The sequence below is a fragment of the Halosimplex rarum genome (assembly GCF_047715405.1).
Classification (GTDB): domain Archaea; phylum Halobacteriota; class Halobacteria; order Halobacteriales; family Haloarculaceae; genus Halosimplex; species Halosimplex rarum.
This window is the reverse complement of sequence record NZ_CP180412.1, coordinates 482551-509179: the sequence shown is the minus strand read 5'-3', so window position 1 is coordinate 509179 and position 26629 is coordinate 482551. Positions and strand designations below refer to the sequence as shown.

Genomic DNA, 26629 nt, shown 5'->3' with positions numbered 1-26629 from the left:
GCGTCGGCGAAAAGCCAACCAGCGTTCGAACCGCTCAGTCGTCGTCGGCGACCGCGGCCGCGTCCGCCCCGCCCGCGGCCGTCACTCGGTACGCCGGTTTGCGCACGATCTCCGTCCGGTGACAGCGAGCGCAGACGTACTCTGTCAGCTTCGTCGTCTCGTCGTTGCGGCTCATGCGCTCGCCGCAGTTCGAACACTGGGGCATTATATTCCTATTATGGTGGGGCACACTATAAATAGTTACGTTCCCGATTCTCGACGGCAAGAAGCGCGGCTATCGAGCCCTGAATCACGGATAACGGCGGCGTTCGCGACCGGTCAGCTGGTCCCGCGGGGGACCGGCGTCTGGTCGTCGGTACTGTCCAGGCCGCGGAGACGGCGTTCGACCGCGTCGCAGTGGTCCTGCACGGCGTCGCGGGTCTCGGGGACCAGTTCGCGGGCGACTGGGACCGTCTCGACCAGCGCGTCGTAGGCGTCCCGGTAGCGCGCTTCCGCGCGGGCGTGGCGACCGCCGTCGCGGTGCACGTCGCCCCGTCGGACGCGCTGGGCGGCGTAGCGACGACGGGCTTCGACCAGTTCCCGGGCCACGGTGTCGACGGCGGCGCGGATCGCCTCGGTGTCGCCGTCGAAGCGCCGGGCCGACCGGCCCCAGTCGAGTTCCAGCGCGGTCCGGTAGCGGTCGAGCGCGAATGCCAGTTCGTCGCCGCGCTCGCCGAGGTCGTCCGCCTCGCCGGCGCGTTCGTGGGCGTCTTCGGCGCGCTCGACCGGCGCTCGCTCCAGCGCCGCGACGTTGCGTTCGACCCTGTCGAGTTTCGTCCGGAGGCGTTCGGCGACCTCTGGGTCGCCACCGTTCACCGAGAGGGCCTCCTCGTAGTCGTCGTGCGCGCGACCGTAGGCGTCGTGGGCCTGCGCGTACTCCCCCTCGCGCCAGTGGGCCTCCGCGCGGTCGATCGCGTGGGCCGCCCGCCCTTCGAGCGTCCGGAGCCTCCCGCTCGCGATCCGTTCCTCGACGCGCTCGATGCGCGCCGCCGCCGCGGCCACGCCGCCCTCCGCGAGTTCCCGTTCGCTCCGACGGGCGGCGTCGGTCTCGCGCATCGCGTCGCGGACCGCCGCCATCCCCTCGTCGTAGCGTCGCGACCGCGTGAGTCGGTCGGCTTCCATGACCGCCTCGCGGGCGTCGTCGAGCCGCTCCTCGACGGCGATCCAGCGCAGCGACGCCGCGTCGAGGTACTCGACCATCGGCGTCAGGTCCTCCCGGCAAGGGAAGTACAGCTGCGCGTCGTCCGCCGTCGTCACCACGAACTCGCTGGCGAGGACGCCGTCGCTGTGCTCGACCACTTCCACGTCCGTCAGCGGGACAGTGACCGACCAGTCTCCGTATTCGGTATCACCGACGACAATCAGGAGCCTCGTATCCGTCGCGAGCGCGAAGGCGCGGTACCCGTCGCCCGGCGTCACGCGCTCGCTCTCCTCCGACCCGACCGCGCGCCGGACGACGCCCTTCTTGGCGTTCGAACGGAGGATTACCGGCTCTTCATCGTCGTCGAGATACGCCGCGAGCGGGTCAGACCGCAGGTACCCGTCCGACAGAATCCCCCCGCGCCCCGTCCCCTCGAGCGCCGACTGATCGACGCCGCCTGAATTATATGAGTTGATAATCGGGGCCATACAGACCCGTATGCTATCGGGAGTAATGAGTGACTAGGAAACGATTGTGATACGTTCGACGTCCAACACGCTCGGATCCGGTCTCCAGGCTGCACGTATCGACGCGTCCGTGGACGCCGTCGGGATCCAGATATGCGCGGAGCGGCGACCAGGTGTGCCTCGATTTGGAACCGGCGCGTGGCCGGGTGTTCGACCGGTCTCCGGTTTCACTCCAGATATCCGAGACCGGTGAGGCGCTCCTCGACGTCTTCGAAGTCCTCGCCGACCACTTCGGCGGACTCGCTGTCGTCGTAGCTCGCCGACGTGGGAACCTGTTCGGCCGGTTGCGAGGCTGGTTCGAAGATCTCGGTGAGCACGCGCCCGTCAGTGTCCGACGGGACGGGCTCGCCGAGGTCGTGGAGGAGCGTCGGCGCGACGTCGTAGACGGACGCGTCGATGGGAGCGCCGCCCTCCTGGACGTTCGGTCCCCAGGCGATCATGATGCCCTCCGACCGGTGGCTGGCCGTTTTCTCGCCGGGCGCGACGAACGTGTCCTGGGACAGCCGGCCCGTCGACTCGTACTCCGGTCCCGTCTCGACGACGAGGTCGGGCGAGTGCGGGTCGGTCGGGAACAGGTCGTCGCCGTCCCTGACGGTCACGGGCGACTTCCCGGTCTCGGGGTCGGTGATCCCCGAGAGGGCCGCTTTGACTTCGGCTTTCACCGCCTCCCGGTCCTCCGGAGCGACGCACCCGTCGACGAACCTGTCCGTGTCGTTGACGTAGAGGCAGCCGTGGTCGTAGGTGAACACCTCCGTCTCGCTGTAGTCGACGTCGAACAGGACGTCGTCGCCCGGGAACTGCCGCCCGACGACCCGGAGGAGTCGTTCCGGAACGGTGTTGACGATTGACTCGCCGCTGATGCCCGCTTTCGAGAGGAGCGAGACGATCCGGTTCCGGGAGACCCCGAGTCTCGTGAGCAGCGACTGCGTCCCGGTCCCCTCCTGTCGAGACAGGAGCCCTTCGGTCTCGAAAACCCGGTTGGAGGCGACGAACTTCGAGAGCGGGCCGAAGCCGTGGTCGGAAACGACGTACAGGGTCGCGTCCAACCGCTCGACGTACTCGATGACCTCACCGACGATGTCGTCCAGTTGCCGGTAGTGTTCGAGCAGCACCGCTTCGTCCCACACGAGGTGCTGGAGTCGGTCCGGTGCGGTGTACACGAAGAAGAACAGCCGCCAGTCGTCGGTCTCCATCAGCAGCCGCATCAGCTGCCGGCGCTTCTCGACGAGCGCCGAGAGGTCCGACAGGAGTTCGTCCTCGCGACCGACGTACTCGCTCCAGTCGAGCCCGACCTCGTAGTCGGGGACGCGGTCGAGGAGCTCGCGGCCCAGCTCGGGCGGCGACGCGAACTGGTCGTTGATCTCGGGGGTCATCATCCCGCTGACGAGCTTCCCGTCGATCGACTGGGCCGGGTACGTCATCGGCACGTTCCCGACGACCGCGGGCGAGAGGACGTCCCAGAGCGCCGGCTGACGGCGGTCGTGGCTCGTGTACATCTGCGGCGTGTACGAGGCGGTGATCTTCCGGAACCCGTAGATACCGTGTTTGTCGGGGCGAGTCCCGGTCGCGATCGAGGGCCAGGCGAGCGCGGTCGTCGCCGGCGTGGTGCTCTCCAGCGGGCCGGCGGCCCCCTCTTCTATCAGTCGAGTGAGATTCGGGAGCTCTCCCTCGGCGATCCATCCCTGTAACAGCGACCACGGAACCCCGTCTAATCCGAGCACAAAGGCCTGACTCGCGGAGTCGTTCGATTCCTGCATCAGTATCACTCGGTTTCCAGAAACGTATCTACCGACGGTAATTGTTATACTGTAATTAACACTCGAGCGACAAACGCCCGGACACGACCGTATAGAGCGTCTGACGGAGTGAATAATCGGTTATTACTCGTCTATAACCGGGTAAGTGTGGGAATACTAATAGCGACAGTCCGTGTTGGCGTCCCCATGCGGAACGTCGTCGTTCTCTGTTACGATTCCGTCCGAAAGGATTTCTACGACGTGTACGCGCCGCGCGTGCGCGAACTTTCGGACGTCTCACTGAACCAGTGTCGGGCGGCGAGTTCCTGGACCGTCCCGAGCCACGGGAGCATGTTCACCGGGACGCTCCCGCACGAGCACGGCGTCCACACGCACGACCGTGACTACTCGTCGATCCCCGTCGAGGAGACGCTGTTCTCGGCGATGCCGGACCACGAGCGGATCGGCGTCAGTTCGAACGTCTTCGCCAGCGAGGCGTTCCAGTTCGACCACCTGTTCGACGAGTTCGAGACCGTCACGGAGGCGCGTCGGTTCCCGCAGGGCATCGACCCCACGGACTACATCTCGCCGGACGACGGCGGACTCGTTCGGAACCAACTGCGACTACTGGCCGACGCCGTCGGCCACGACCGGCCGCTCCGGAGCGCGGCGAACGCCTCGCTGACCTACGCGGACAGCCTCTCGCGGCGACTCCCGGTCCCGCGACTGTTCGACGGCGGGACGAAACCGCTGCTCCGCGCGGCCCGGGAGAAGGTCCGCGGCACCGACGGACCGTTCTTCCTGTTCGTGAACTTCATGGAGTCGCACCTGCCGCTGGAACCGACGCTCGGGTACGACGAGTCGCTGTATTCGGCCCCGAACACGTTCTCCACCGGCGACAGGAGCGTCTGGGAACTGCTGGGTTCGGCCGAGGAGTACCCCGAGTACCTGCGGCGGCGGCGCGGGCTCTACGGGGCCAGCATCGACTACCTCGACCGCCACGTCTCCGAGTTCGTCGAGACCGTGCTCGACGAGACGGCGCTCGAGACGACAGTCGTCGTGACCGCCGACCACGGCGAGAACCTCGGCTACCCCGGCGACGACGGCCTCGTCAGGCACAAGAGCAGTCTCTCGGAAGGGCTGTTGCACGTCCCCTGCGACATCGTGAACCCGCCCGCCGGGGCGCGGCCGCCGTCGGGTCGGTTCACGAGCCACCTCGACTTCGACAGGCTCCTCCCCGCGCTCGGTCGCAGCGAGTTCCCGGACGTCGGGCGAGCGGCCGTCCCCGCCGAACTGGTCGGGCTGAGCGCCGGCCCGAACCCCGGCCCCGAACACGACCACTGGGACCGGATGATCCGGGCGGTGCTCCACGGCGACGAGAAGGACGTCAAAGACTCCGACGGGCGGACCGTCCGGTACGAACTCGACCCGGAGCGGCCCTGCTGGCAGGGGACCCCGGCGGACATCGACTCCGTCTCGTCGCGCTGGTCGCGGTTCTTCGCGGGCGACCTGTGCGAGTACAAGCAGCGGGCCAGCTCCGAGCAGGAAGCGACGGCCGTGTCGGCCTCCGTGGAACGCCGTCTCGAAGAACTCGGCTACCAGTAGCGCAGCCCCGCCGTGGGTTCCCGGTCGCCGGGTTTAGGTCGTATTTTCTCGCCGCTCGCCGCTCGTATACGGTTTCTACTCGTAGACGAGTCGGCCGCGACCGAGCAATTAGGAGGTATCTTCTTTTTAGCCAATGGGTCGAGGGACGAGACGTAATCGGCGGATACCGGATGAGACGGCCCCGAACACACAGTCATGGATAACGTCAAGCGCTTCTTCCAGTCGGTGCGACGCAACGTCGACGAGCAGGGGATATCGGGACTCCTCGACACGGGCACGGCGGTCAAAAACTACGCCGTCAGGCGGCTGAACGTCCGTCGCGGGACGAACGTCTACGAGCGCGACTGGGACGTGCTGGTGTTGCTGGACTGCGCGCGCGTCGACATGGTCGAATCGCTCGCCGAGGAGTTCCCGTTCCTCGACCCGGTCGGGACGCACCCGACGCCGGGGACGAACTCCGCCGAGTGGATGGACGTCACGTTCGTCGACGAGTACGCCGACGAGATGGGGCGGACGGTCCACCTGACGGCCAACCCGAACTCGGCGGACCACCTCGACGGCGACGACTTCGACCGTCTGGAGGAGATCTGGCGGTTCGGCTGGGACGAGGAGCAGGGCACGGTCCCCGCGCGGACGGTCACCGACCGCGCAATCGCGGCCGGTCGCGAGCACCGGCCCGAGCGCATGATCGTCCACTACATGCAGCCGCACCCGCCGTTCGTCACGCGCCCCGACATGGACGCCGTGCAGGTCACCCGACCCGGCGACGAACGGCGGGGGATGAACGTCCGAGAACTGCACGAGGAGGGTGGACACTCCCTCGACGAGCTCTGGGAGGCCCACCTCGAGAACCTCCGGTACGTGCTCTCGGACGTCGAACTGCTCCGGGAGAACCTCGACGCCGACCGTCTCGTCGTCTCCGCCGACCACGGACAGGCGCTCGGCGAGGAAGACGTGATCGGCCATCCGGCCAGTTCCACGGCCGGCGTCGTCCGGCAGGTCCCGTGGTGTGAGACCACCGCCCGGGACACCGGAGCGTATCGTCCCGAGACGAGCGAGCGCGCCGACGAGCCGGCCGTCTCGGTCGAAGAGAAGCTCGAACACCTGGGATACAGATGATCGACCAATGACGCGAACATCGCAACGACACGGACCGAATCGACTCACGCACCGACGCGACCCGTCGAACCAGCGCCGACAGCGCAGCCCCGGTGGCGACCCTCGGCCGAGCGCCGGACCGCTCGCGCGACCGACGACGAGGCGCCCGCGGGGACGGCGACCGCCGCAGTCGGACGGCGTCGGGAGCAGGTGACCATGAAGTATCAGAACACGGCCGAGAACGTCGCGGTCGACCGGACGTTTCCGGTGTTCGCCGATCTGGTGCTGGTCGCGGCGTACGTCGCGCTCGTGGACGTCCTGGTGTACGTCCTCCCGGCGGGATCGGTGCTCCGGAAGGTCGTCGCGGTGCCGCTCCTGTGCTTCGTCCCGGGGTACGTCGTCATCGCGGCGCTGTACCCCCGGCGTTCGGACACCGGACTCACCGACTCGCGGTCCGACCGCGACGGCAGGTGGATCCTGGGTCGGTCGGCCGGGTGGCGGGTCCGGGGGCTGCTGTCCGTGCCCGTCAGCCTGTGCGTGCTCTCGGTCCTGGGAGTGGCGCTCTCGCTTCTCGGCCTCCGGCTGAGCTCCGAGTGGATCCCGCTCGCCGCCCTCGAGACGGTGATCGTCGCGGCGCTCACCGTCGGACTGGTCCGCCGCATCTGGGTGACGCCCAGCGAGCGCTTCCGGATCCCGTATCGGCGGTCGGCGACGCGGTTCGCCGACGCGCTGACGTCGCCGTCCTGGCCGGCGACCGCGGTCAACCTGATCCTGGTCGCCTTCGTGGTGCTGTCCGCCGGCGGCCTCGCGTACGGGCTGACGTCGTACTCCTCGGCGGAACGGTACACGACGATGACGCTCGTCACGGAGAACGAGTCCGGGGAGTACGTCGCTGGGGGCTTCCCGAGCAACCTGACGAGCGGGGAGGAGGCGTCACTCGTCGTCAACGTCGAGAACCACGAGGGCGCGAGCGCGGAGTACACCGTCGTGCCGGTCGTCCAGCGCGTGGAGACGGGCGACGGGTCGACGAACGTCGTCGAACAGCGGCAGCTCGACGCGTTCACGCTCGCACTCGCCGACGGCGACGACGTCTACGAGCGACACACCGTCGACGCGGAACTGACCGGCTCGGACGTCCGGGTCGTCTACCTCCTCTACCGCGGCGACGCCCCGGAGCGCCCCACCGTGGACTCGGCCTACCGGTACGTCCACGTCTGGTTGAACGTCTCGGCGAGCGGCGAGCCGACGAGCGAACGGGTGGTGCCCCCCGGACCGTCCGACGGCGCTTCCTCGCCCTCTCAGGAGTTCGAGGTGGTTAACAGATGAAATACGACCGATCGAACACGCGACTCGTCCGTACCGCTTCCCTCCGGCTCAGGGCGCTGTTGGCGGGTAGCTTCGCCCTCTTTTTCGCGGGGCTCGCGACGGCGATCCGGACGCCGGCGGTCGCATACGAACTCTCGATCTACGGCGCGACGCCGGTGCTGTTCTGGGCCGCGACCGGCGCCGCGTTCCTCCTCGGCGTGGCGGTCGCGCTCAGCGCGTCGACCGACGTCTGGGCGCGCCGCGGCGCGTACCTCCAGCTGTACCTCTGCGCGCTCGCGGTCGCTACGATTCCGCTCCTGCGCGACTACTACTTCATCGGCCTCGGCGACCCGCTCTCGCACCTGGGCTGGATCAGGGAACTCGGGAGCGGGGCGCTCGACCCGGTGGAGCTACGCTACCCCGGCGGCCACACGATGGCCGTCCTCCTGCACGACGTCGGCGGCTTCCCCTACCGCCTCGCTGAACAGCTGATCGCCGCCGTCTTCGTCGCGACGTACCTGCTGGCGTTCCCGCTGCTCGTGGTCGCGGTCGCCGGCGACCGGGACACGAACGAAGGGTTCGTGTTCCTCGTCGGCCTGCTGACGGCCCTCCTCTGGCTGCCGATCAACGGGATCAGCGTCCACAAGGCGTTTCACCCGTTCTCCATGGGCGTCCTCTTTCTCCCCTTCGTCCTGTACCTCCTGCTGTCGTACGTCTCCGCGCCGTGGGAGGGGAGCTCGCACACCCTCGTGCCGACGAAAGTCGGCGCGTTACTCGCGTTCGCGAGCGTCGCGATGACGCTCATCCACCCGCAGGCGGCGCTGGTCGTCGTGATGATCCTCGGCACCGTCTCGGTGGTCCAGTTCGTCGTCCGGCGGACGCGGTGGCGCCACCGGATCGCAGACCACCGCTCCGTCCACGGACTGACCGCCTTCGCCGGCGGGGTCCTCTTGCTCTGGCTGACGCAGTTCACGGTCGCGAGCCGGATCTTCTGGAGCACGGTCGACAGGCTCATGATCGGGGGCGCGCCCGGGGCCGAGGCCACCCAGCGGGGGAGTTCCCTGCAGCAGGTCGGCGGGAGCATCCCGGAGCTGTTCGCGAAGCTCTTCCTCCCGAGCGCCCTGTTCGCCGTGCTCGTGGCGGCGTTCCTGTTCTCGCGGTGGTTCCTGAACGCCGACGCGGCGGCCGAACGGGTGCGCGGCTTCGTGGATTACATGGCGGTCGCCCTCGCCTCGCTGGGCGCCCTGTTCGTCGTCGCCTTCGTCGCGAACGTCACGACCCAGCACTTCCGGTACCACGGCGCGGCCATGCTGTTGGTCGCGCTGATCGGCGCCGTGGCGCTGGCGTCGTTCGTCCCCGGCCGGGTCGAGCGGAGCAGTCGCTCCCCGCACGCCGTCGCGGTGATCCTGCTCCTCGTCGTGCTCGTGCCGGTCTCCGGCATGGTGCTGTACTCCTCGCCGTACATCTACCAGCCCTCCTCGCACATCACGGAGGCGCAGGTGGACGGGTACGATACCATGCTCGAACACCGGGACGAGGGCGTCGCCGTCACCGGCGTGCGCCAGAAGTACGTCCGGTACATCGACAGCATCCGGGGCCGCGAGACGACGCGGCGAGCCGAGTACGAGGCACCCGCCGGCGTCCCCGAGACCGTGTTCAACTCGAACATCTCGACGTACTACGAGGACCCCAGATACCTCCCGGTAACTCAGCTCGACTACGAACGCGAGGTGGTGCTGTACGAGGGGTTCCGCTACTCGGCCGAGGGGTTCAGGTCGCTCGATACGACCCCGGGGATCAACCGCGTCCAGTCCAACGGCGGCTTCCAGCAGTACCACCTGCCGGGTGACGATGAGGCGGCGTGAACGGCGCCGCGGCCGGTCGGTCACCGGCGCCGTCCGCCCGGCGCCGGCACCCAGGTCCGCCGACGCGGTGACCGCGTCGGTCGACCGGTGCCCCGCAGTCGTCGGTAGTCGCCCGCTCCGGAGGCAGTTATTCGGACTATTACGAAGCCCCACTACGGGCTGTATCCGGTGAGATGGCGGGACTCAACATCGAAGAACCCCAGCAGGCCGAGTCCGACAGCTGGCTGTCGTCGATCCGGTCGGTCACCGACGGCGCCGTCCTCCACTTCGGCAGCAACATCGTGAAAAACGGCGTCGCGTTCGTCCTCAGCCTGATCCTGACGAATCTGCTCGGGGCGAACCTCTACGGGTTCTACACGTTCGCCCGGCGGATCGTGAGCGAGGTCCAGAAGTTCACGAACCTCGGGACGGACATCGCGATCACCCGCCTGATATCGTCCAATCTCGACGACAGAGCGGCCAGAAACCGGGCGTTCACGATGGCCTACGCGACCAGCGCGGTCGTGAGCGTGCTCGGCGCCGCCGTGCTGTTCGTCGCCGCACCGGTCGTCAGCGCCTACACGCTCGAAGACCCGACCTTCACGACCGCGCTCCAGGCGTTCGCGGTCGCGGTCCCGTTCATCTCGCTCGCGAAGCTCGGGATCAACTCCTTCCGCGGCCTCGAGCGGCCGGGGTACCAGAACGCGCTCCGGATCACCGTCCGGCTGACGCGACTGGCGGTCATCAGCGCGGCCGTGCTGAGCGGGTACATGCTGATGGGCGCGGTCGCCGGCTTCGCGCTCGCCAGCGTGTTCGCGTTCGTCCTCGTCACGGTGGTCGTCGTCCATCGGACGGACCTGCGCCCCACCTCGGACATCTCGGTCGGCGAGCTCAAGGAGTTCTACAACTACTCGCTGCCGCTGTCGGGGTCGAAGGCCGGGTCGCTGCTGTACAACCAGGTCGACGTCTTCATGGTCGGAATCTTCCTCTCGTCCACGGAGGTCGGCATCTACAGCATCTCGATGCTGCTCGCCGGGGTCATCCTGCTCCCGCTCAGTGGGTTCAACCAGCTGTTCCCGCCGGTCGCCTCGCGGCTGTACTCCGGGGGCGACACGGCGATGCTCCAGTCGGTCTTCACGACCGTCACCCGCTGGACCATCACGGCGACGCTGTTCATCGGGAGCGTCCTGGTGATCTACCGCCGGGAGGCGCTCGTGCTGTTCGGCGAGGAGTTCACCGCCGGGACGATGGTGCTGACGCTGTTCGTCTTCGGCAAGGCCGTGGTGGCGTTCTCCGGGCCGAGCAACGACCTCCTGATGATGACCGACCACCAGTACGTGGTCATGATCAACCACTGGTCGTTCGGCGTCCTCAACGTCGTGTTGAACTACGTGCTGATCATGGAGTACGGCTTCATCGGCGCCGCCATCGCCACCGCGGGGATCAACGCCGTGCTCAACGTCCTCCGGGTGCTCGAAGTGTGGTACCTCGAGGGGATGACTCCCTACTCGACCCGGCTGTGGAAGCCGATCACCGCGGCGGTCGCCGCCGTGGCCGTCATGTACGGCGCCACGGTCGTCCTCTCCGGGCTCGTCCTCCTCGTCGCCGGCAGCCTCCTCGGCGGGCTCGTCTACGTCGGCTGCCTGCTCCTGTTCGGGATCGAACAGCGCGACAAGCAGATGTTGAACGACTACCTCTCGGTGCTGGACTGAGTTCACCGTCTCGTCACCCCGCGAGTCGGCCGGTCGCTCCGGAACGCCGGAGCGAGGTTCCCCTTTCCGCTCCCACTTCCCTTCCGCTCCAGTCTCGCTTCCGCTCCCTTCACCTTCCGCTCTCGCCTCTCTTCCGCTTCGGTCTTCCTTCCGCTCCCGCGTCTCGAAATCCGAGTCTGGAAATGTGCCGTCTTCCCGCAGCGAAGGCGCAGTATAACAATGGCCGGCTGATCCGATGCCACCGGTAATGAGAGACGCGACAACCGGAGCGTGGAACGATGCTACCCAGTAGATACAACACCGAGAACCTCAGACGACTCGCGGACGACCCCGGACTCCTGCTCGGAGAGGTGAACCGGGTCGGGTGCGAACTGAACAAGGCCTACCACCGCCGCCGGCAGGGGTCGGGGGTCGACGTGATGGCCGAGGACTGGGACAACCTGCTCATCCTCGACGGGTGCCGGTACGACATGTACCGCGAGCACACGTCGTTCGACCGCCCCGTCGACCGCCGCCGGTCCGCGGGCAGCGACAGCTGGGAGTTCCTCGAAGCCAACTTCGCCGGACGGCAGTTCCACGACACCGTCTACGTCACGGCGAACCCCCACGCGTACCGGCTCTCTGAGGGCGTGTTCCACCACCGCCGGAACCTCCTCGACGACGCGTGGGACCCGGAGGTCGGGACCGTCCGGCCCGCCGAGATGGCCGCCGCCGCCAGGGAAGCCCACCAGCGGTTCCCGGACAAGCGACTGCTCGTCCACTTCATGCAGCCGCACTTCCCGTTTCTCGGCGAGACGGGGCGCCGGCTCGACGAACCGGGGATCGACCTGCACATGGACGACGAGGAGCGAAGCGACAGCCTGGACGTCTGGGACAAGCTCCGGTACGGCGATCTCGACCGCGACCTCGTGTGGCGGGCCTACCGGGAGAACCTCGACATCGTCCTCGAGGCCGTCCGGTCGCTGGACGCCGACCTCGACGGGAAGACCGTCGTCACGACCGACCACGGCAACCTCGTCGGGGACCGCCTGTGGCCGATCCCGGTCCGCGGCTACGGGCACCCTCGCGGGTTGTACGCGCCACAGCTGATAGAGATCCCCTGGCAGGTCGTCTCGGTCGGCGACCGCCGGACGATCCGGTCGGACGAGCCCGTCGCGGCCGGCCGGGACGAGCTTTCGGACGACGTCATCGAGGACCGGCTACAGAATCTCGGTTACAAGGCCTGAAAACTCGATTTTTCGCGACCCAGTCACGACGAGGACTCGGGCGTCGACTCCGGGGTGGGTGTCATCGTCGTCGTCGTCGTTTGAACGTTGATCCGCTCGACCGACGAGTCCTCCGTTCGGATGGGTCGTCCGGTGACGTCGATGACCGAGTTCTTGACGACGGCGTCGTCGGAGCGGATCAGGTAGAGGCCGTCCCGCTCGGCCCCGTTCTGGTGGATCGAGACGTCTTCGAAGCTGCACGACTCGTAGTCGGTGACGAGCACCGCCGACGCCCCTGACGCCGATCCCTCGATGGTGACGTCGCTGCAGTTGATCCCCTCTCCCGCGTCGGATTCGATGCGGCCGGTCTCGTCGCCGGGCTTGACCGATATCGCGGAGACGTCGTCGGTGTCGACCCGGATCCGGCTGTCGCGGAGGTCGCCGCGCCAGACGCCCACGACGGCACCGTCGCTGTATGTCAGCGTCTTCATCTCCACCTCGCAGCCCGTGATCGTACACCGACCGCCGCGGAGCCAGATGCCGCGCATGTTGAGGAATCCCTCCGGCGCGCGGTCGCAGGTCACCGCGACGTCCTGGACGGTGCTCGGGCCGCTCACGCGGACGTTCGCGATCCCGTTGTTCGTGTATCGCCCGCCGTCGACGGTGACGGGGCCGTTCGACGACGACGCGTAGAGACCGTTGTTCGGGAACCCCGCGATCCGGCAGTCGCCGAACACCAGCTCGCCGCGGTTTTTCGGACTGACGAGGCAGCCGACAGCGTTGACGCCCGGGAGTCCCCCGTCGGTCAGTTGCAGCCGTCTGATCTCACCGCGGCCGTCCGGGTCGGTCACGTCGAACCGGACGCCTCGCGTCGATCCCTCGACGGCGACGTCGCCGACGTACAGTTCGTCCGTGGCCCGGACGTTCATCGGCCGCGGTCCCGTATCCTCGGTCTTGAAGTCGAAGGTGATACCCTCGATGTGGACGGCGCTCGTCTCGCGCTCCTCGGCGAAGTAGAACATGGTGCCGCGGTACCCGTCCGGGGGGACGAGCGTCGCGCCGTCGCCGATCAGCGCCAGCCGGTCGAACGACGAGAGGTCCCAGCCGCCGTCCACGAGGTACCGCCCCTCGGGGAAGAACAGCAACGTGTCCGGCCCCAGGTCGGGGAGTCCCTCGCGGACGGGGACCTCGCCGTTCGGGTCCACCCCCGCCTCGACGACGTCCATCGCGAGGTCGTACTCCTCGGCCAGCGGGTGGACGGGTTCGGGCGTCGCCGTCGGCTCGCTAGTGGTCGGCGTCGACTCGCCCGACCCCGGTCTGGGGGTGCCGGTGGGCTGGGACGCGGGTTCAGCGCTCGGCGTCGGTTCGCTGTCGCCGTCTGAATCGTCGAGCGAACAGCCTGCCAGCGCCGCTCCCGCGGAGCACAGAACCGTCTGGAGGAAGGTACGCCGGTTCGACCTGTTGCCACTCTCGCGGGACACACGAGGGATCATCCCTGTCCGTACCGTTAGTTATGGTGAGCGTACGGGGCTCGCGGATCCGCTGCTCTCGAACCGGAGCGGGCGAATTAGTCCGATAAACCCGTTATACGGGCTGTTCGACGGCCGAAAGGTGTAACTAACAATACCGGTTTGCGTGGAAATCCGGACCGATGAGAATCGGGTTCTACCACGAGAGCGCAGGCGAACGTGAATCGGGTGGGATCGCCGTCTTCGTCCGCGAGATGGCGATCGAACTGGCAGACACCTTCGACGTCACCCTCTACACGAGAGAGTGCGACCCGGTTCCGAAGCTGCGGGAGTCGGCCGTCGACGTCGTTCAGATCCCGATACCGGGCCACGAGGAGGCGATCCGGACGGCGGTGTCGAAGGTGACGCCCCTGAACAGGCAGAACGTGTCGAAGCTCCTCATGTTCTACGCCGCCCGTCGGGACGGCTACCTCGACCACATCGACAGGAACGTCGACCTGCTGCTCACGTCCCAGTGGTTCGACGACGTGCTCCTGTCCAACGCCACGGAGACGCCGACCGCCTACGAGTTCCACGGCTGCCCGAACATCGGCCTCGGCGTGAAGACGCGAAATCGGTTCTCTGACGCCGAGTACACGCTGGTGAACAGCCACCACACCGCGATCCGGATCCGCCACGAGTTCGGCATCTCGGTCGACGAAGTGGTCTACCCCGGCGTCGACGTCGACGAGTATCACCCGGACGTCGAACCGGAGTTCGAACACGACGAGCCAGCGGTGCTGTACGTCGGTCGCGTCACGGAACCGAAGGGCATCTTCGACCTGCTGCGGGCGTTCGGGCCGCTCGCCGACGACGCGACGCTCCACGTCGTGGGTCGCGGCGACTACGAACGGGCGCGGGAGATCGCCGACTCGCTGGGCATCGCCGACGCCGTCGTGTTCGAGGGCGTCGTCCCCGAGGAGGCGCTGCCCGGGTACTACACGGCCGCGGACGTCTACTGTCTCCCTTCCCACTACGAGGGGCTCGGAATGGGGAACATCGAGGCGATGGCCTGTGGGACGCCGGTGGTCACGACGAACGTCGGCGGCGTCCCGGAGTACGCGACTCACGAGGAGTCGGCGCTCCTGTCCCCGCCGCACTCGATCGAGCGGATCCGCGCGAACCTGGAGCGACTGTTGGCCGATCCGACGCTCCGCGAACGGCTCGGTCGGGAAGGCCGCGAGGTGGCGGAGCGGTTCGCCTGGGAGCGACAGGCGGAGACGCTCGCGTCGTTCTGCGAGCGGGTGGTCGAAGCGGACCGAGGGATAGAACGGGACGGACAGACGCGGGCGCGACCGGCACCGGACGTCTCGCCGATGCCGGAGTGACTCCAGCACCGCTCGCGCGCGGCGGAGCCGGGCGTGGCGGCGCCGTCTTCGGGAGTCCCGAGTTCGGTGGCGACCGCTCGTCGGGCCCCGACGACCGCCGTTCGGCGGGTCCGCAGGGAGAACCAGAAAACGTTCGCGCTATTCCTGAACGGTCGCGGACGCCGAGGTCTCGTTCCCCTCGGCGTCGACGGCGGTCAGCTGGACGTCGAAGGTCTGGTCCGGCACGTCCGGGATCGCGAAGTAGTCGACGCTGTACTCGGCGTCGCCGCTGACGGTCGTCGTCTTGGAATCGACGACGGTCCCGCCGTCGTCCAGGACGTCCACGGTGACGGTCGAGAGGTCGCCGTCCTCGTCCGAGACCGCCCACGTGGCGATGATGTTCGCGTCGTCGTTTTTCGATCCGGCCTCGACGACGTCGTAGCGGTCGACCGACGGCGGGGAGCCGGCCCCGAACTGACTCGGGTCGACCTCCTCGCCGTTGACGAGGACGGTCGCGGCGCCGTTCAGCGAGAAGTCGGTGATCTCGCCGCCGAAGACGTAGCTGTCCTCGCCGCCCCAGACGCGGCCGGTCGCGGTCGAACCGTCGATCGTGTCGTAGTCGTTGATGCCGGCGCCGTCGGTGTTGGGTTCGAGGCCGCCGCTGACGGTGAACTGGTACTCGGCGGGCTCGCTGGCGCCGCGGATCGAGACCACGTTCGGCAGGTCGGGCGCACCGAGGTCGGCGGGATCGACCTCCTCGCCGTTGACGAGGACGGTGGCGGCGCCGCTCAGCGAGAAGTCGGTGATCTCGCCGCCGAAGACGTAGCTGTCCTCGCCGCTCCAGACGCGGCCGGTCGCGGTCGAACCGTCGATCGTGTCGTAGCTGTTGATGCCGGCGCCGTCGGTGTTGGGTTCGAGGCCGCCGCTGACGGTGAACTGGTACTCGGCGGGCTCGCTGGCGCCGCGGACCGTGACGACGTTCGGCAGGTCTGTGCTACCGCCGGTCTCGTTTCCCGAATCCGTCTCCGTCGTGGTGGTCTGCTCGTCGGTCGTCCGGTCGACCTCGGGCGCGGTCGTCCGCGGTTCGTCGCAGCCGTCCGCGGAACACGCGACCCACTCGGACGGTGCCGAGAGGTCGCCGCCGCCGGAGACGTGGATGCCGGACCCCGAGTAGGTGCCGCCCGGGTTCACGGCGGCCGCGTACGTGTCGTTGCGGACGCGGCACTCGGTGACGTCGCCGTCCCCGCCCTCGACGAGGATGGGGTGGGAGTCGTCGTCGCTCGTGTGCGTGACGTCGCAGTTCTCGACCGTGACGCTCCCGCTACCGCGGTCGCGCAGCCATATCCCGCGCTGATTGCGGCCGCCGCCGTGGGTCCGAGCGAGCGAGTCGTTGACCACGACGACGTTCCGGACCGTCGCGGGCATGCTGACGCGGACGTTCGAGATGTTGTTGTTCTTGAAGAAGCAGTTGAGAACGCGGACGGGCCCGTTCGACGGGGAGCAGTAGATACAGTTGTCCGTCATGTTCTCGAAGTGGCAGCCGTCGATGACCACTTCGCCGCTGTTGCCCGACGGTACGAACGCGCCGCGGCCGCGCTCGCCCTGGACGGCGCCGTCGACGGCCGTGCAGTCCTGTAGCAGGCCGGTCGCGTCGCTGTCGGTGCAGGCGAGGCGGAACGCGCTGGCCATCACTTCGCCGACGTGGTGGACGTCGCGGCACACGAACGGCCCGGTCATGTGGAGGTTGATGGTCCCGCGGGGGTGGCCGTTGTGGTCGAAGGTGATCCCGTCAAGCAGGACGTTGCGACCGTCGAAGTTGAACCACCGACCGCCGAGCGAGTCCGGAGCCACGAACGTCGGTGTGGCCCCGTCCTTCGCGGCGATCCCGAAGTTCTCCACGCTGCCGAAGTCGACGCTGCCGCACTGGTAGGTGCCGTCGGGGACCTCGATCAGCGTGTTGTTGCCGGCGAGGTCGGAGAGGACGCTGTCGATCCGGTCGCCCGGATCCGCGTGGTCTGCCAGGTCGACCGTCGTCGAGAAGTCGTACGTCTCCGTCGCGCTCGCGGAGCGGGCCGTCAGGTGCGAGACGCTCGACACCGCAGCGATCCCGCCGACCGCCTTCAGTAGTCTCCGTCTATTCATTCGAATGGACTCCTTACCGTCCGTCGCGTCGGAGTCGTCTGGTGCGTCTGAGCCAGCCATCGACAGGTACGATGGACTTACCGCTCAAGAGGGTTCTTTCGCGATAACTCTACCATATGTGGTATTTGGGTGCCGGTTGGACGACGGTTACGTGCGGGTTCCTACCGGTCAGTAGAATGCACCTACCGACGCGCCACGCCCGGTAAGACCTGATTACCGCCCGATTACCGCCCGATTACCGCCCGATTACCGCCGATGAACCGGCCCGGCGGTGCCACTCGTCGGCTATTCTCGATACCCTCTCAGGCCGCCACGGAGACGGGAACGGCAGGGGACGTTCGGGACGACGGACTGCGTGCGACAGTGGACGGGGGCGTCTCGACTCACCGAAAGAACAGCGCCCGAGCGGCGCGATAAGGGAGACTTACCGCGAGAAACCAGCCGGTATGATGAGCCATCCGACGGTCACGACGCAGAGAACTCCCGACAGACGCCCGTCTGACGGTGTTTTACAAGGAGCGTTCGGTAACAGGGTGTCAATGGCTCGATTGACGATCGAACTGCCGTCGGAACTCCGGTTCGAAGGGAAGGCGGCGACGGAACGCGCGGCAGGGACGGAGAACGGCTACCGGGCGGACGGAGTCGGCGCGGCCACAGAAGCGTTCGTGGACTGGGTCGGCTGCTGGGCCGGAGCGTAACTCCCGCCGGCCGGCTTCACAGCGAGTCGACGAGGCGACCGGCGATGCGCTGGGCGCCGAGGGACGGGGAGATGTCCGGCCGTCCCGCGGCGACCGCCTCGACCTCGCGGTCGAGTTCCTCGCTGACGCGGCGCTCGAACTCCTCGACGATACCGGGGATGCAGGCCATCCCGCCGGTGAGGACGATGCGGTTGTCGAGCGCGAGCTGGTACACTTTCATGTAGTCGTTGGCGAGTTCCGGCAGGAACGTGTTGCAGAACTCCTCGACGGCGTCGTCGAGGTACTCGTTGCAGGCGTCCATGACGCTACGTTCGATGGTGAACTCGTGGGAACCGCCGCCGGGCTGCTGGATGATGTCGGTGAACGACTCGAAGTCGTCGAAGTCGGCGTGCTCCTCCTTGTACTCCCGGGCGGTCTGGGTGTCGATGTTGACCCGCCCCTGGGTCTCTTCCTCGACGTAGTTGGCGATCATCCGGTCGACCTCGTTGCCGGTGACCGCGCCGGTCGTGAAGGGCGCGAGCTGTTCGCCCCGGCGGTAGCCCGACGCTTCGAGGTTCGTCGACCCCATGTTGACGGCGACGAAGATCTCCTCGATGGCCTCCAGGTCGTCGCCGCGAGCCGGGATGGCGCCACAGAGCGATTCGGGGTAGCTCTCGACCAGCGCCTGCCCGATCGACGACTCCTCGATCACTTCTTCCAGGTTCGCCAACCCCTCGGGGTTGTCGATGGTCGGGATGGCGTAGACGACGCCGCTGTTCTCGGGGACGTCGTTGGCGTCGATCACTTCCTCGAAGAACGTCTTCGTGAGCTCCGCGCGGTCCTCGTCCTCGGGGAGGCCCGAGCGGAGCATGAACTGGACCTCGTCGGGGTACTCGCGGGCGGCTTCCTCGCCGTAGAGGACCCGCTCTTCACCAGTCAGTGCGTCCTCGTACGTCGCCAGACAGGTCAACGTCCGGAGCGTCTGTATCTCGCCGTCGTCGTCGGGGTAGGCCAGGACCGTTCGCGTGCTGCCGAGTTTCACGCCGATCGGAACCGGCTCGTCGTCGCTCATGCTCCGGGCTTTCGCGTCTCCCCGGATAAATGTACCCCGTGCATTATCGTTTCTGCGAACGTCCGAGCACACGGAAATTACGCGTCGGAGGCCCGGAAATTAGGGGACACGAGCGTCCTCGTCCGTATCACCGTCTACAGCTGCGAGATGCGACCCCCTTTCGGCACGGTTAAGTAGATCCGTTAGTAGGATTCTAACAACAGAGTTGTCGTGATGAGAGAACACAGTATCGCTGCCGGACGGAGGGATCGTTGATGGTCGGGATCGGAGACGTCGCCGACGGCATCGTGGACCACAGGCGGCTGGTGATCGTCGCGTTGCTTCTGGTGATCGGGGCCGTGGGCGTCGGCGCCGCGCAGGTCGAGGACTCGTCGTCGCTCTCGCAGTTCCAGACCGACTCGACGGAGGCCGAGAAACTGGACTACGTCGACTCGAACTTCGGGACGGGCGCGAACACGACGTCGGCCCAGGTGATCGTCCGCGGCGACGACGTCCTCACGCGGGCGTCGCTCCTGGAGCAACTGCGATTCGAGCGTACGGTACTCGAAGACCGCTCGATCAACGGGACGCTCGCTGACGATCAGCCGCCGGTCGGCGTCGCCAACGTCGTCGCGACGGCGGCGATCCGCGAGGAGCAGGCCGCCGAACTGACCGAGCGCGGGCGCGCGCTCCGAGCGGACCGCCAGCGGCTGAACGAGACCGGCGCGCGACTGAGCGACGCGCTCAACCGGACGCGCGGGCTCCAGCAGCAGTACGTCGAACTCAACCGCTCGTACGCGCGCGGCGAGGTCGACGACGCGACCTACCGCCAGCGGTCCGCGGCGATCGAACGGAACCTCACCGCCATGCGCGAGCGGGCCACGAGCGGCCTGTCGGCCAACCAGACCGCGACGTTCGCTGATCTGACCTCCCAGGCCCGGACGCACCAGGCGGAACTGGCGTCGCTGAACGCCTCCTACGCGCAGGGGGAGATCAACGAGTCGACCTACCGCGAGCGCGCCGGGCAGATCCAGCAGCGGTTCGGGCAGGTGTACGCTGGTATCGAAGGCGTGCTGGCACCGGACGCTCGCGCCCTACAGGAGCGCGCGGCCTCGCTCCAGCGCGACCAGGAGCGCCTCCAGCAGCGATTCGAGAACGGGTCGATGCCGCCGCTCGCCGATCAGATCGACCGGGTCGAATCGATGAACGCGTCGGCCGTCGAGTCGACGGTCGGCCGGGTCCTGAGCGAGGGCAGCGGCGCACAGGCCTTCGCGCTGATGCCGACGGGCTACGAGCCGGGGTCGACCTCGGCGGACGCGACGATGATCGTCCTCACGCAGACGACCGAAACGTCGGTGGCGGGCGGGATGGCCGGCGAGCGGATCCAGACCTCCCAGACGGCTATCCAGCAGCTCGCCCAGGAGGAACTCGGTGACGACGCCATGGTGTTCGGCGCGGGCATCATCGCCGACGAGACCAACCGGTCGATGGAGGACAGCCTCCTCGTCGTCGGACCGTTCGCGGCCGTCTTCGTCCTGCTCGTGCTCACGTTCGCCTACCGAGACCTGCTCGACATCGTTCTGGGCGTCGTCGGACTGGCGCTGACGCTGCTGGTGACGTTCGGATACATGGGCTGGATGGACATCGCCTTCAACCAGCTGTTCGTCGCCATACCGGTCCTGCTGATCGGGCTCTCCATCGACTACGCGATACACGTGTTCATGCGGCACAGAGAAGAGCGTGGGACAGGCCCCGTCGACGGCGACGACGAGGACCGGTCCGCCGCAGGCGCGATGCGGACCGCGCTGGCCGGCGTGGGCACGGCGCTGGTGCTCGTGACCGCGACGACGGTCATCGGCTTCCTCTCGAACCTCACCAGCCCGGTGGGGCCGATCCGCGAGTTCGGGGTCGTGAGCGCGGTCGGTATCGCGGCCGCGCTGGTCGTCTTCGGCGCGCTGATCCCGGCGCTCAAGGTCGAGGGCGACGCGTTGCTGGAACGGTTCGGGTTCGACCGCCGCAAGCGGGCGTTCGGGACTGGCGGCGGCGCGTTCAGCCGCGTCCTCTCGGTCGGCGCGAGCGCCGCCGAGCGGGCGCCCTGGGCGGTCATCGTCCTCACGCTGCTGATCAGTGCGGGCGGCGCCTACGGCGCCACGCAGGTCGACACCTCCTTCCAGCAGAAGGACTTCATCGCCGAGGAGCCCCCGGAGTGGATGGACGAACTGCCCGCGGAGATGCAGCCGGGCGAGTACTCGATGCGGGCGACCTTCGAGTACGTCAACGACAACTTCCTCCGCGAGGACTCGACCGCCGAGTTCCTCTTCGAGGGCGACGTGGCGACCGCCGACGCCCTCCAGCGGGTGAACCGGACCGGGAGCCTGGCCGCCGACAAACCGGCGACGGTCAGACTCTCGAACGGTGAGGCGGACGTGCGCAGTCCGATCACCGTGATGCGTTCCGTTGCGGCGACCAACGACTCGTTCAACGCCACGTTCGCGGCGGCGGACACCGACGGCGACGGCGTCCCCGACCGGAACGTCGAGGGGGTCTACGCCGCGCTGTTCGACGCGGCGCCGGACGAGGCGGCGCAGGTTGTCCACCGCGAGGGCGACGACTACCGCGCGCTCCGACTGACCGTCTCGCTGGACGGCGGCGCCTCCGGGTCGGCGGTCACGACCCAGATGGACGCCGTCGAGTCGGCCGTCTCCGGCGGCGACGTGACCGTCACCGCTACCGGGCGCCCCATCGTCGACAAGATCGTCCAGGACGACCTGCTGACGACGGTCGTCGAGAGCCTGATCATCACGCTCGTCGTCTCGTTCGTCTTCCTGATGGTGGTCTACCGGGTCGCCGAGGGGAGCGCGACGCTCGGGCTGGTGACGCTGTTGCCGGTCGTGTTCAACGTCTCGTGGATCCTGGGGACGATGTTCCTGCTCGACATCCCCTTCAACCTCCTGACGGGCATGATCACGAGCCTGACCATCGGGCTCGGTGTGGCCTACAGCATCCACATCAGCGAGCGGTTCAGCCTCGAACTCGACCGGCAGGCGAACGCCAGCGACGCGATGCGCACCGCCGTCACCGGGACCGGCGGCGCGCTACTGGGGAGCGCGGCGACCACCGTCGGCGGGTTCGGCGTCCTCGTGTTCGCCATCCTGCCGCCGCTCCAGCAGTTCGGGTTCATCACCGGGCTCACCATCGTCTACGCGTTCCTCGCGAGCGTGTTCGTCCTCCCGAGCCTGCTGGCGGTCTGGACCCGCCACGTCGGCCCGGCCGGCGCGCTCGAACCGGACGGCTCGTCCGGCGACGGACCCGGCGCAGACCCGATCGCCGACGACGGACAGGCGAGCGGTTCGGGAACGGACGCACCCGCTGGAGTCGACGACGTCGGGAACGGAACCGGATCGACTGCCGGGACCGACGACGGTGCGGCCACCGCGACGGGAGCGGCGACTGCGGCCGGTGCGGCAGCGGCGAACGGCGAATCGGCCGCCGCAACCGCGAGCGACGCGGCGGCCGTGCCCGCGGCGAGCGCCGGGACGAACGGGGACGCGACGCCGTTCGCGACGCGCTCGCTGACACCCGAACGGGTCTGGCCCGGTGGGACCGCCCGCGTGACCGTCACGCTCCCCTCGGCCTCCGGTCGGGTCGTCTTCCGCGAGGCCCCCTCGGTCGGGACGGTCACGCTCGACGAGGTGACCCCAGAGCCGATAGAGCAGGTGACGAGGGACGGGCGCGTCTACGTCCTCTGGGAGTTCGACGCCGAGACGGAGGCGCGAGTCGAGTACTCGCTCACCGTCCCCGAGGGCCTCGCGGACGGCGAGACGGTGACCTTCGACGGCGAGTTGCTCCTGCCCGACCACGCGGTCCCCGTGGCGGGTCCCGACGCGGCGCCGGTCACGGCCGACGTCGCCGGGGCTGTCCTCGCCGGCGACCGGGTGACCGACCGCGACCTCGCGGACGCGGGCAGTCACCTCGCAGCCGGACAGATCTCCGTGCCGGCGTTCGAACGCGTCTGTCACGCGTGGCTCGACGAGCGGGCCAGCGACGGGGACGCGGCGGCGACCGAACCGGAGCGGGCAGACGATCGAACCCGCTCGAACGGCGAGGACCCGTCGGCCGTCGGGGACCGCTCGTCTGTGGACGGCGAGGAGGGCGACCGATGACCGACGAAGACGAGTCCGCAGCGATCGAAGCGCTGCAGCGACTCGGGCTCTCGAAGTACGAGGCGCAGGTGTTCGTCGCGCTGGAGCGGCTCGGCACCGGTACCGCCCGGGACGTGGACCGGATGACCGACGTGCCCCGGTCGCAGGTGTACGGCGCGGCCGAGAACCTGGAGGAACGGGGGCTCGTCGAGGTCCAGCAGTCCAACCCGATCCAGTATCGGGCCGTCCCCCTCGACGAGGCCCGCGAGACGCTCGCCGAGCGCTTCGAGCGCGAGCAGGCGCGGGCGTTCGACTACCTCGAAACCGCACGCCGCGGCGAGGACTACAAGGACGAGCACCAGGAGGGCGTCTGGACGGTCCACGGCCAGGACAACGTCTCCGCCCGCGTCCGGCAGATCCTCGCCGACGCGCGCGAGCACGTGCTCTACGCCAGCGGTCCGGACCTCGTGGACGACGAGGTCGCGGCCGCGCTCCGCGAGCGCGCCGAGGACGTCGACGTGTGGGTCTGTAGCGAGTTCAGCGACGATCCCGCGATCACCGAGCAGTTCGCCGACTCGGCGGTCACGGTCGCGCCGTTCCCCGACGACCCGACGGCCGACGCCGCCGGGCGCCTGCTGGCGGTCGACGGCGAGACGGTCCTGCTCAGCGTCCTCGGCGGCGAGGAACTCCCCGGCGTCCGGACGGAGACGGCGATCTGGAGCTCCGACACGGGCATCGCGACGGTGCTCCTCCAGTTGCTCCGGAGCCATCTCGACGACGACATCGAAGAGAAATTGTAGCGCCGGTCACCCCCGCGACCGGCGATTCTTCCGGACGGTTCTTCTCGGTCCGATCCCGGGTCCCCGTTCCGCTGTTACTGCATGTTCGTCAGCTTGGCCACGTAGACCAGGCTGAGCATGTGGTCGTCGACGTCGAGGTCGACGCCGTCGTTCGATCCGTTCTCGTCGATACCCAGCAGGTAGTCGTTGAGCCGCGACGCGACGTCCTCGGTGATCCAGTCGATGGACTCGTAGTAGTGCAGCGCGTCGGCGGCGCCCTTGTAGCCGGCGTGCATCAGCAGGAACTCAAGCCACTCGAAGACGACGAACTCCGCGGCGTACGTGTCCGGGATCGAGTGAAGGTACGGCTTCTCGAGGTCGTCGCTCCCGCCGATCAGGGGCAGGAGTTCGCGGTACAGCCCCGCCCGAAAGGAGTCGCCCGCGGACATGCTCACGTCGTCGCCCTCGCCGAGGGGGCCCCAGTCCATCTCCGCAGGATCGGCGGGGTCCTCGGGGTCCGCGCGCCGGCCGTCGACCTCGCCATCGCCTCGTTTACGGGCCATCTCCCGCAGCTCGTTCAGGTCGTAGTCTCGGGGGTTAATCGTCATGATACTGTCCGTATTCTCACCCGGTGGCTTAAATCTTCCACTCGGTCAGACGGTCGTCTGACGCCGTCTCCGCCGAATCGGGCCGTGAGAGCGGCGGAAATCCGAGACCGGTCTCGGGCCGCCGTCGTCGCGCGGTCCCGGGACGCCGCTCCGCCCCCGCCCGATTTCAGCATCTGATAGCCCGGCGCGTATTTTTATAAGCCGGTAGGGCAGAGAGCGAGACAACGTGGCGACCAGCAGATCAGGACCGGCGCGCATCTGCGTGACCAACGCGAAGGGCGGGACCGGCAAGACGACCGTGGCGATCAACGTCGCCGGAGCGCTCAGCGAGCGCGGCCGCGACGTCCTGTTCGTCGACCTCGACCCGCAGGGCAACGCGACCGAGGGCCTCGGCCTGCTCGAGGAGTTCGACTCGGCGCCGCCGACGCTGTTCGACGTCCTGACCGACGGCGACCAGCGCGACCGGATCGGCGACCTGATCGTCGACCACCCCGAGATGGACGTGGTCCCGAGCAACATCGACATGCTCCAGGCCGAGCGCGAGCTGACCATCGCCGACCTGGTCGCTCGCGCGACGGCCGGCGACGTCGACATCGACCCCGAGGCGCTGTCGTCGCTCGCGGTGAACGTCACCCCTGACACGGTCACGGGCGGGCACGCTCTGGACACGCTCGACGAGGCGCTCGCGGCGGTAGAGGACGACTACGATTACATCGTGGTCGACTCGCCGCCGTTCTACGGGAAGCTGACCGACACGGGCATCTTCGCCACCCGGAACATCCTCGTCCCCGCGCTGACAGAGGCGTCGTCGGAGCGGGCCATCGAGCTCCTCATCGACCAGATGACGGCGCTGGAAACCCAGACCGACATCACCGTCGACACGCTCGGCGTGGTCGCCAACCGCGTGGAGACGACGGGCGAGGACGAGACGATGCTGGAGTGGTTCGAGGCCGTCTTCGCGGACGACCCGGTCTGGGAGGTCCGCAAGCGCGTCGCGCTCCAGCGGGCGTTCTCGGCGGGGCAGTCGCTGTTCGCCTACGACCCCTCGGTCGACATGACGGAGGTGTTCCTCGACATCGCGGAGGACCTGGACCGGCAGTTCGGCTACGCGGAGGTAACTGCATGACTGACGACGACGAACGCATGGACCGCGCCCGGCGCATCCGCGAGATGCGCGAGGGTTCCCGGCCACAGGACGACGCATCGAACGACGACCAGCCGGCGGACGCGGACGGAGCCGACGCCGACGCTTCCGCGGACCCGACCCCCGACGGCGGCGACGCGGGGGAAGAGACGAAGTCCGACGAGGACGCTCGGACCGCGGACGACGGGCAGGCCGCGGACGACGGAGAGACGCGGGCCGACGAGCCCACCGACGCGACCGACGGTGACGACGCGGATTCGGGCGACGATACCGATGCGGGCGACGAGGAGGTGACAGCCGACGACGAAGACGCGCCGACTGACGACGAGACCGCACCCGACGCGGAGTCCGACGGCGAGGAGTTCGACGACGCGGAATCAGCGGCCGCGGCGGCCGCTGCGGCGGCGGAAGCCGCCGCGGAACTCGACGACGGGGACCAGGGCGGGACGATTCACATCCCCGGCGCGGACGTCGGCGACGTGGAGGTCGACGTCGAGGAGATGGCCCGGCAGGCGGGCCTGACCTCGACGGACGGGACCGGCGGCGGCGCAGACGGCGAGGCCGACGACGGCAGCGTGGACCCGGTCGCGCCCGGCGCCGCGGGCCGCGCCGACGCGGCGGAGACCCAGACCGGCGAGGAGACGCGCGTCCTGGAGTTCGCGCTCGGCGACGAGCAGTACTGCCTCGACATCGAGTACGTCGAGGAGATCGTCAAGCGCGAGACGGTGACGCGGGTGCCGAACACCGCCGACTGTGTCGAGGGCGTCGTCGACCTGCGCGGGCAGATCACGACGATCCTCGACCCGAAGGTTCTGCTCGACATCCCCGAAGCGGGGAGCAAGGACCTCATCGTCGTCTTCGACCCCGACGAATTCGACGACCAGGGCGCCGTCGGCTGGGTCGTCGACGACGTGAACCAGGTCACGCCCATCACCGAGGACGAGGTCAATCCCTCGCCGGTCGACCAGGACCACGTCAACGGCGTCGTCGACCGCGACGGCGAGTTCGTCATCTGGACGACGCCCGAACTCGACCTCGACGAAGCGACCGGGTAACGGC

19 protein-coding genes are annotated in these 26629 nt (G+C 68.3%); 12 read left to right on the top strand and 7 right to left on the bottom strand.

Going from position 1 to position 26629, the window contains the following annotated elements:
* Window positions 1-34 precede the first annotated feature (34 nt).
* The 3 genes from ACMGFH_RS02410 to ACMGFH_RS02400 form a co-directional block, all read right to left on the bottom strand.
* Window positions 35-205, bottom strand: coding sequence for a hypothetical protein (locus ACMGFH_RS02410; RefSeq protein ID WP_415381178.1), 171 nt, complete (start codon window positions 203-205; stop codon window positions 35-37).
* A gap of 113 nt (window positions 206-318) precedes the next feature.
* The gene (locus tag ACMGFH_RS02405; protein ID WP_415381177.1) at window positions 319-1668 is read right to left on the bottom strand and encodes a hypothetical protein; all 1350 of its coding nucleotides are present in this window, start codon (window positions 1666-1668) and stop codon (window positions 319-321) included.
* Between the two features lie 206 nt (window positions 1669-1874).
* Window positions 1875-3464 carry an alkaline phosphatase family protein gene (locus ACMGFH_RS02400; RefSeq protein ID WP_415381176.1) on the bottom strand — a complete coding sequence of 530 codons (1590 nt, stop codon included), beginning with the start codon at window positions 3462-3464 and terminating at the stop codon, window positions 1875-1877.
* A gap of 186 nt (window positions 3465-3650) precedes the next feature.
* On the opposite strand from ACMGFH_RS02400, the gene ACMGFH_RS02395 reads away from it, so the two are divergent.
* The 6 genes from ACMGFH_RS02395 to ACMGFH_RS02370 all read left to right on the top strand — a co-directional run bounded on the left by ACMGFH_RS02395 (window position 3651) and on the right by ACMGFH_RS02370 (window position 12233).
* Entirely contained in the window at window positions 3651-5048 is a 1398-nt protein-coding gene (locus ACMGFH_RS02395; RefSeq protein ID WP_415381175.1) for a sulfatase-like hydrolase/transferase, read from the top strand.
* Window positions 5049-5243: 195 nt separating this feature from the next.
* Window positions 5244-6167, top strand: a complete 924-nt coding sequence (locus ACMGFH_RS02390; protein ID WP_415381174.1) for a hypothetical protein — start codon at window positions 5244-5246, stop codon at window positions 6165-6167.
* A 195-nt stretch (window positions 6168-6362) separates the two neighbouring features.
* Entirely contained in the window at window positions 6363-7472 is a 1110-nt protein-coding gene (locus tag ACMGFH_RS02385) for a DUF1616 domain-containing protein (protein ID WP_415381173.1), read from the top strand.
* Window positions 7469-9316 (top strand): hypothetical protein, encoded by a 1848-nt coding sequence (locus tag ACMGFH_RS02380; protein ID WP_415381172.1) that lies wholly within the window; start codon window positions 7469-7471, stop codon window positions 9314-9316. Before ACMGFH_RS02385 ends, ACMGFH_RS02380 begins: the two co-directional genes overlap by 4 nt.
* A gap of 173 nt (window positions 9317-9489) precedes the next feature.
* Window positions 9490-11007, top strand: coding sequence for a flippase (locus tag ACMGFH_RS02375; RefSeq protein ID WP_415381171.1), 1518 nt, complete (start codon window positions 9490-9492; stop codon window positions 11005-11007).
* Between the two features lie 278 nt (window positions 11008-11285).
* Window positions 11286-12233 carry a hypothetical protein gene (locus ACMGFH_RS02370; protein WP_415381170.1) on the top strand — a complete coding sequence of 316 codons (948 nt, stop codon included), beginning with the start codon at window positions 11286-11288 and terminating at the stop codon, window positions 12231-12233.
* A 23-nt stretch (window positions 12234-12256) separates the two neighbouring features.
* Here ACMGFH_RS02370 and ACMGFH_RS02365 read toward each other — a convergent pair whose 3' ends face one another.
* Window positions 12257-13693 (bottom strand): hypothetical protein, encoded by a 1437-nt coding sequence (locus tag ACMGFH_RS02365; protein ID WP_415381169.1) that lies wholly within the window; start codon window positions 13691-13693, stop codon window positions 12257-12259.
* A gap of 170 nt (window positions 13694-13863) precedes the next feature.
* Between ACMGFH_RS02365 and ACMGFH_RS02360 the strand changes: the two genes are divergently transcribed.
* Window positions 13864-15048, top strand: a complete 1185-nt coding sequence (locus ACMGFH_RS02360; protein ID WP_415381168.1) for a glycosyltransferase family 4 protein — start codon at window positions 13864-13866, stop codon at window positions 15046-15048.
* A gap of 138 nt (window positions 15049-15186) precedes the next feature.
* Here the strand turns inward: ACMGFH_RS02360 and ACMGFH_RS02355 are convergent, their stop codons facing one another.
* Entirely contained in the window at window positions 15187-17169 is a 1983-nt protein-coding gene (locus ACMGFH_RS02355; RefSeq protein ID WP_415381167.1) for a right-handed parallel beta-helix repeat-containing protein, read from the bottom strand.
* A 539-nt stretch (window positions 17170-17708) separates the two neighbouring features.
* On the opposite strand from ACMGFH_RS02355, the gene ACMGFH_RS02350 reads away from it, so the two are divergent.
* Window positions 17709-17867 (top strand): hypothetical protein, encoded by a 159-nt coding sequence (locus tag ACMGFH_RS02350; protein ID WP_415381166.1) that lies wholly within the window; start codon window positions 17709-17711, stop codon window positions 17865-17867.
* Between the two features lie 16 nt (window positions 17868-17883).
* Here the strand turns inward: ACMGFH_RS02350 and ACMGFH_RS02345 are convergent, their stop codons facing one another.
* A complete protein-coding gene (locus ACMGFH_RS02345; protein ID WP_415381165.1) occupies window positions 17884-18918 on the bottom strand; it encodes a hypothetical protein in 1035 nt (344 codons plus the stop codon).
* A 254-nt stretch (window positions 18919-19172) separates the two neighbouring features.
* Between ACMGFH_RS02345 and ACMGFH_RS02340 the strand changes: the two genes are divergently transcribed.
* Complete coding sequence (locus ACMGFH_RS02340) at window positions 19173-23060, top strand: MMPL family transporter (RefSeq protein WP_415381164.1); 3888 nt, start codon at window positions 19173-19175, stop codon at window positions 23058-23060.
* Window positions 23057-23839, top strand: coding sequence for a TrmB family transcriptional regulator (locus ACMGFH_RS02335; RefSeq protein WP_415381163.1), 783 nt, complete (start codon window positions 23057-23059; stop codon window positions 23837-23839). Before ACMGFH_RS02340 ends, ACMGFH_RS02335 begins: the two co-directional genes overlap by 4 nt.
* 74 nt (window positions 23840-23913) lie before the next feature.
* Here the strand turns inward: ACMGFH_RS02335 and ACMGFH_RS02330 are convergent, their stop codons facing one another.
* Entirely contained in the window at window positions 23914-24426 is a 513-nt protein-coding gene (locus ACMGFH_RS02330; protein WP_415381162.1) for a FlaD/FlaE family flagellar protein, read from the bottom strand.
* A 226-nt stretch (window positions 24427-24652) separates the two neighbouring features.
* Between ACMGFH_RS02330 and ACMGFH_RS02325 the strand changes: the two genes are divergently transcribed.
* Together ACMGFH_RS02325 and ACMGFH_RS02320 are read left to right on the top strand one after the other, a co-directional pair.
* Window positions 24653-25552 carry a ParA family protein gene (locus ACMGFH_RS02325; protein WP_415381161.1) on the top strand — a complete coding sequence of 300 codons (900 nt, stop codon included), beginning with the start codon at window positions 24653-24655 and terminating at the stop codon, window positions 25550-25552.
* The gene (locus tag ACMGFH_RS02320) at window positions 25549-26625 is read left to right on the top strand and encodes a chemotaxis protein CheW (protein ID WP_415381160.1); all 1077 of its coding nucleotides are present in this window, start codon (window positions 25549-25551) and stop codon (window positions 26623-26625) included. The genes ACMGFH_RS02325 and ACMGFH_RS02320 overlap by 4 nt, the downstream gene beginning before the upstream one ends.
* Window positions 26626-26629: the final 4 nt, after the last annotated feature.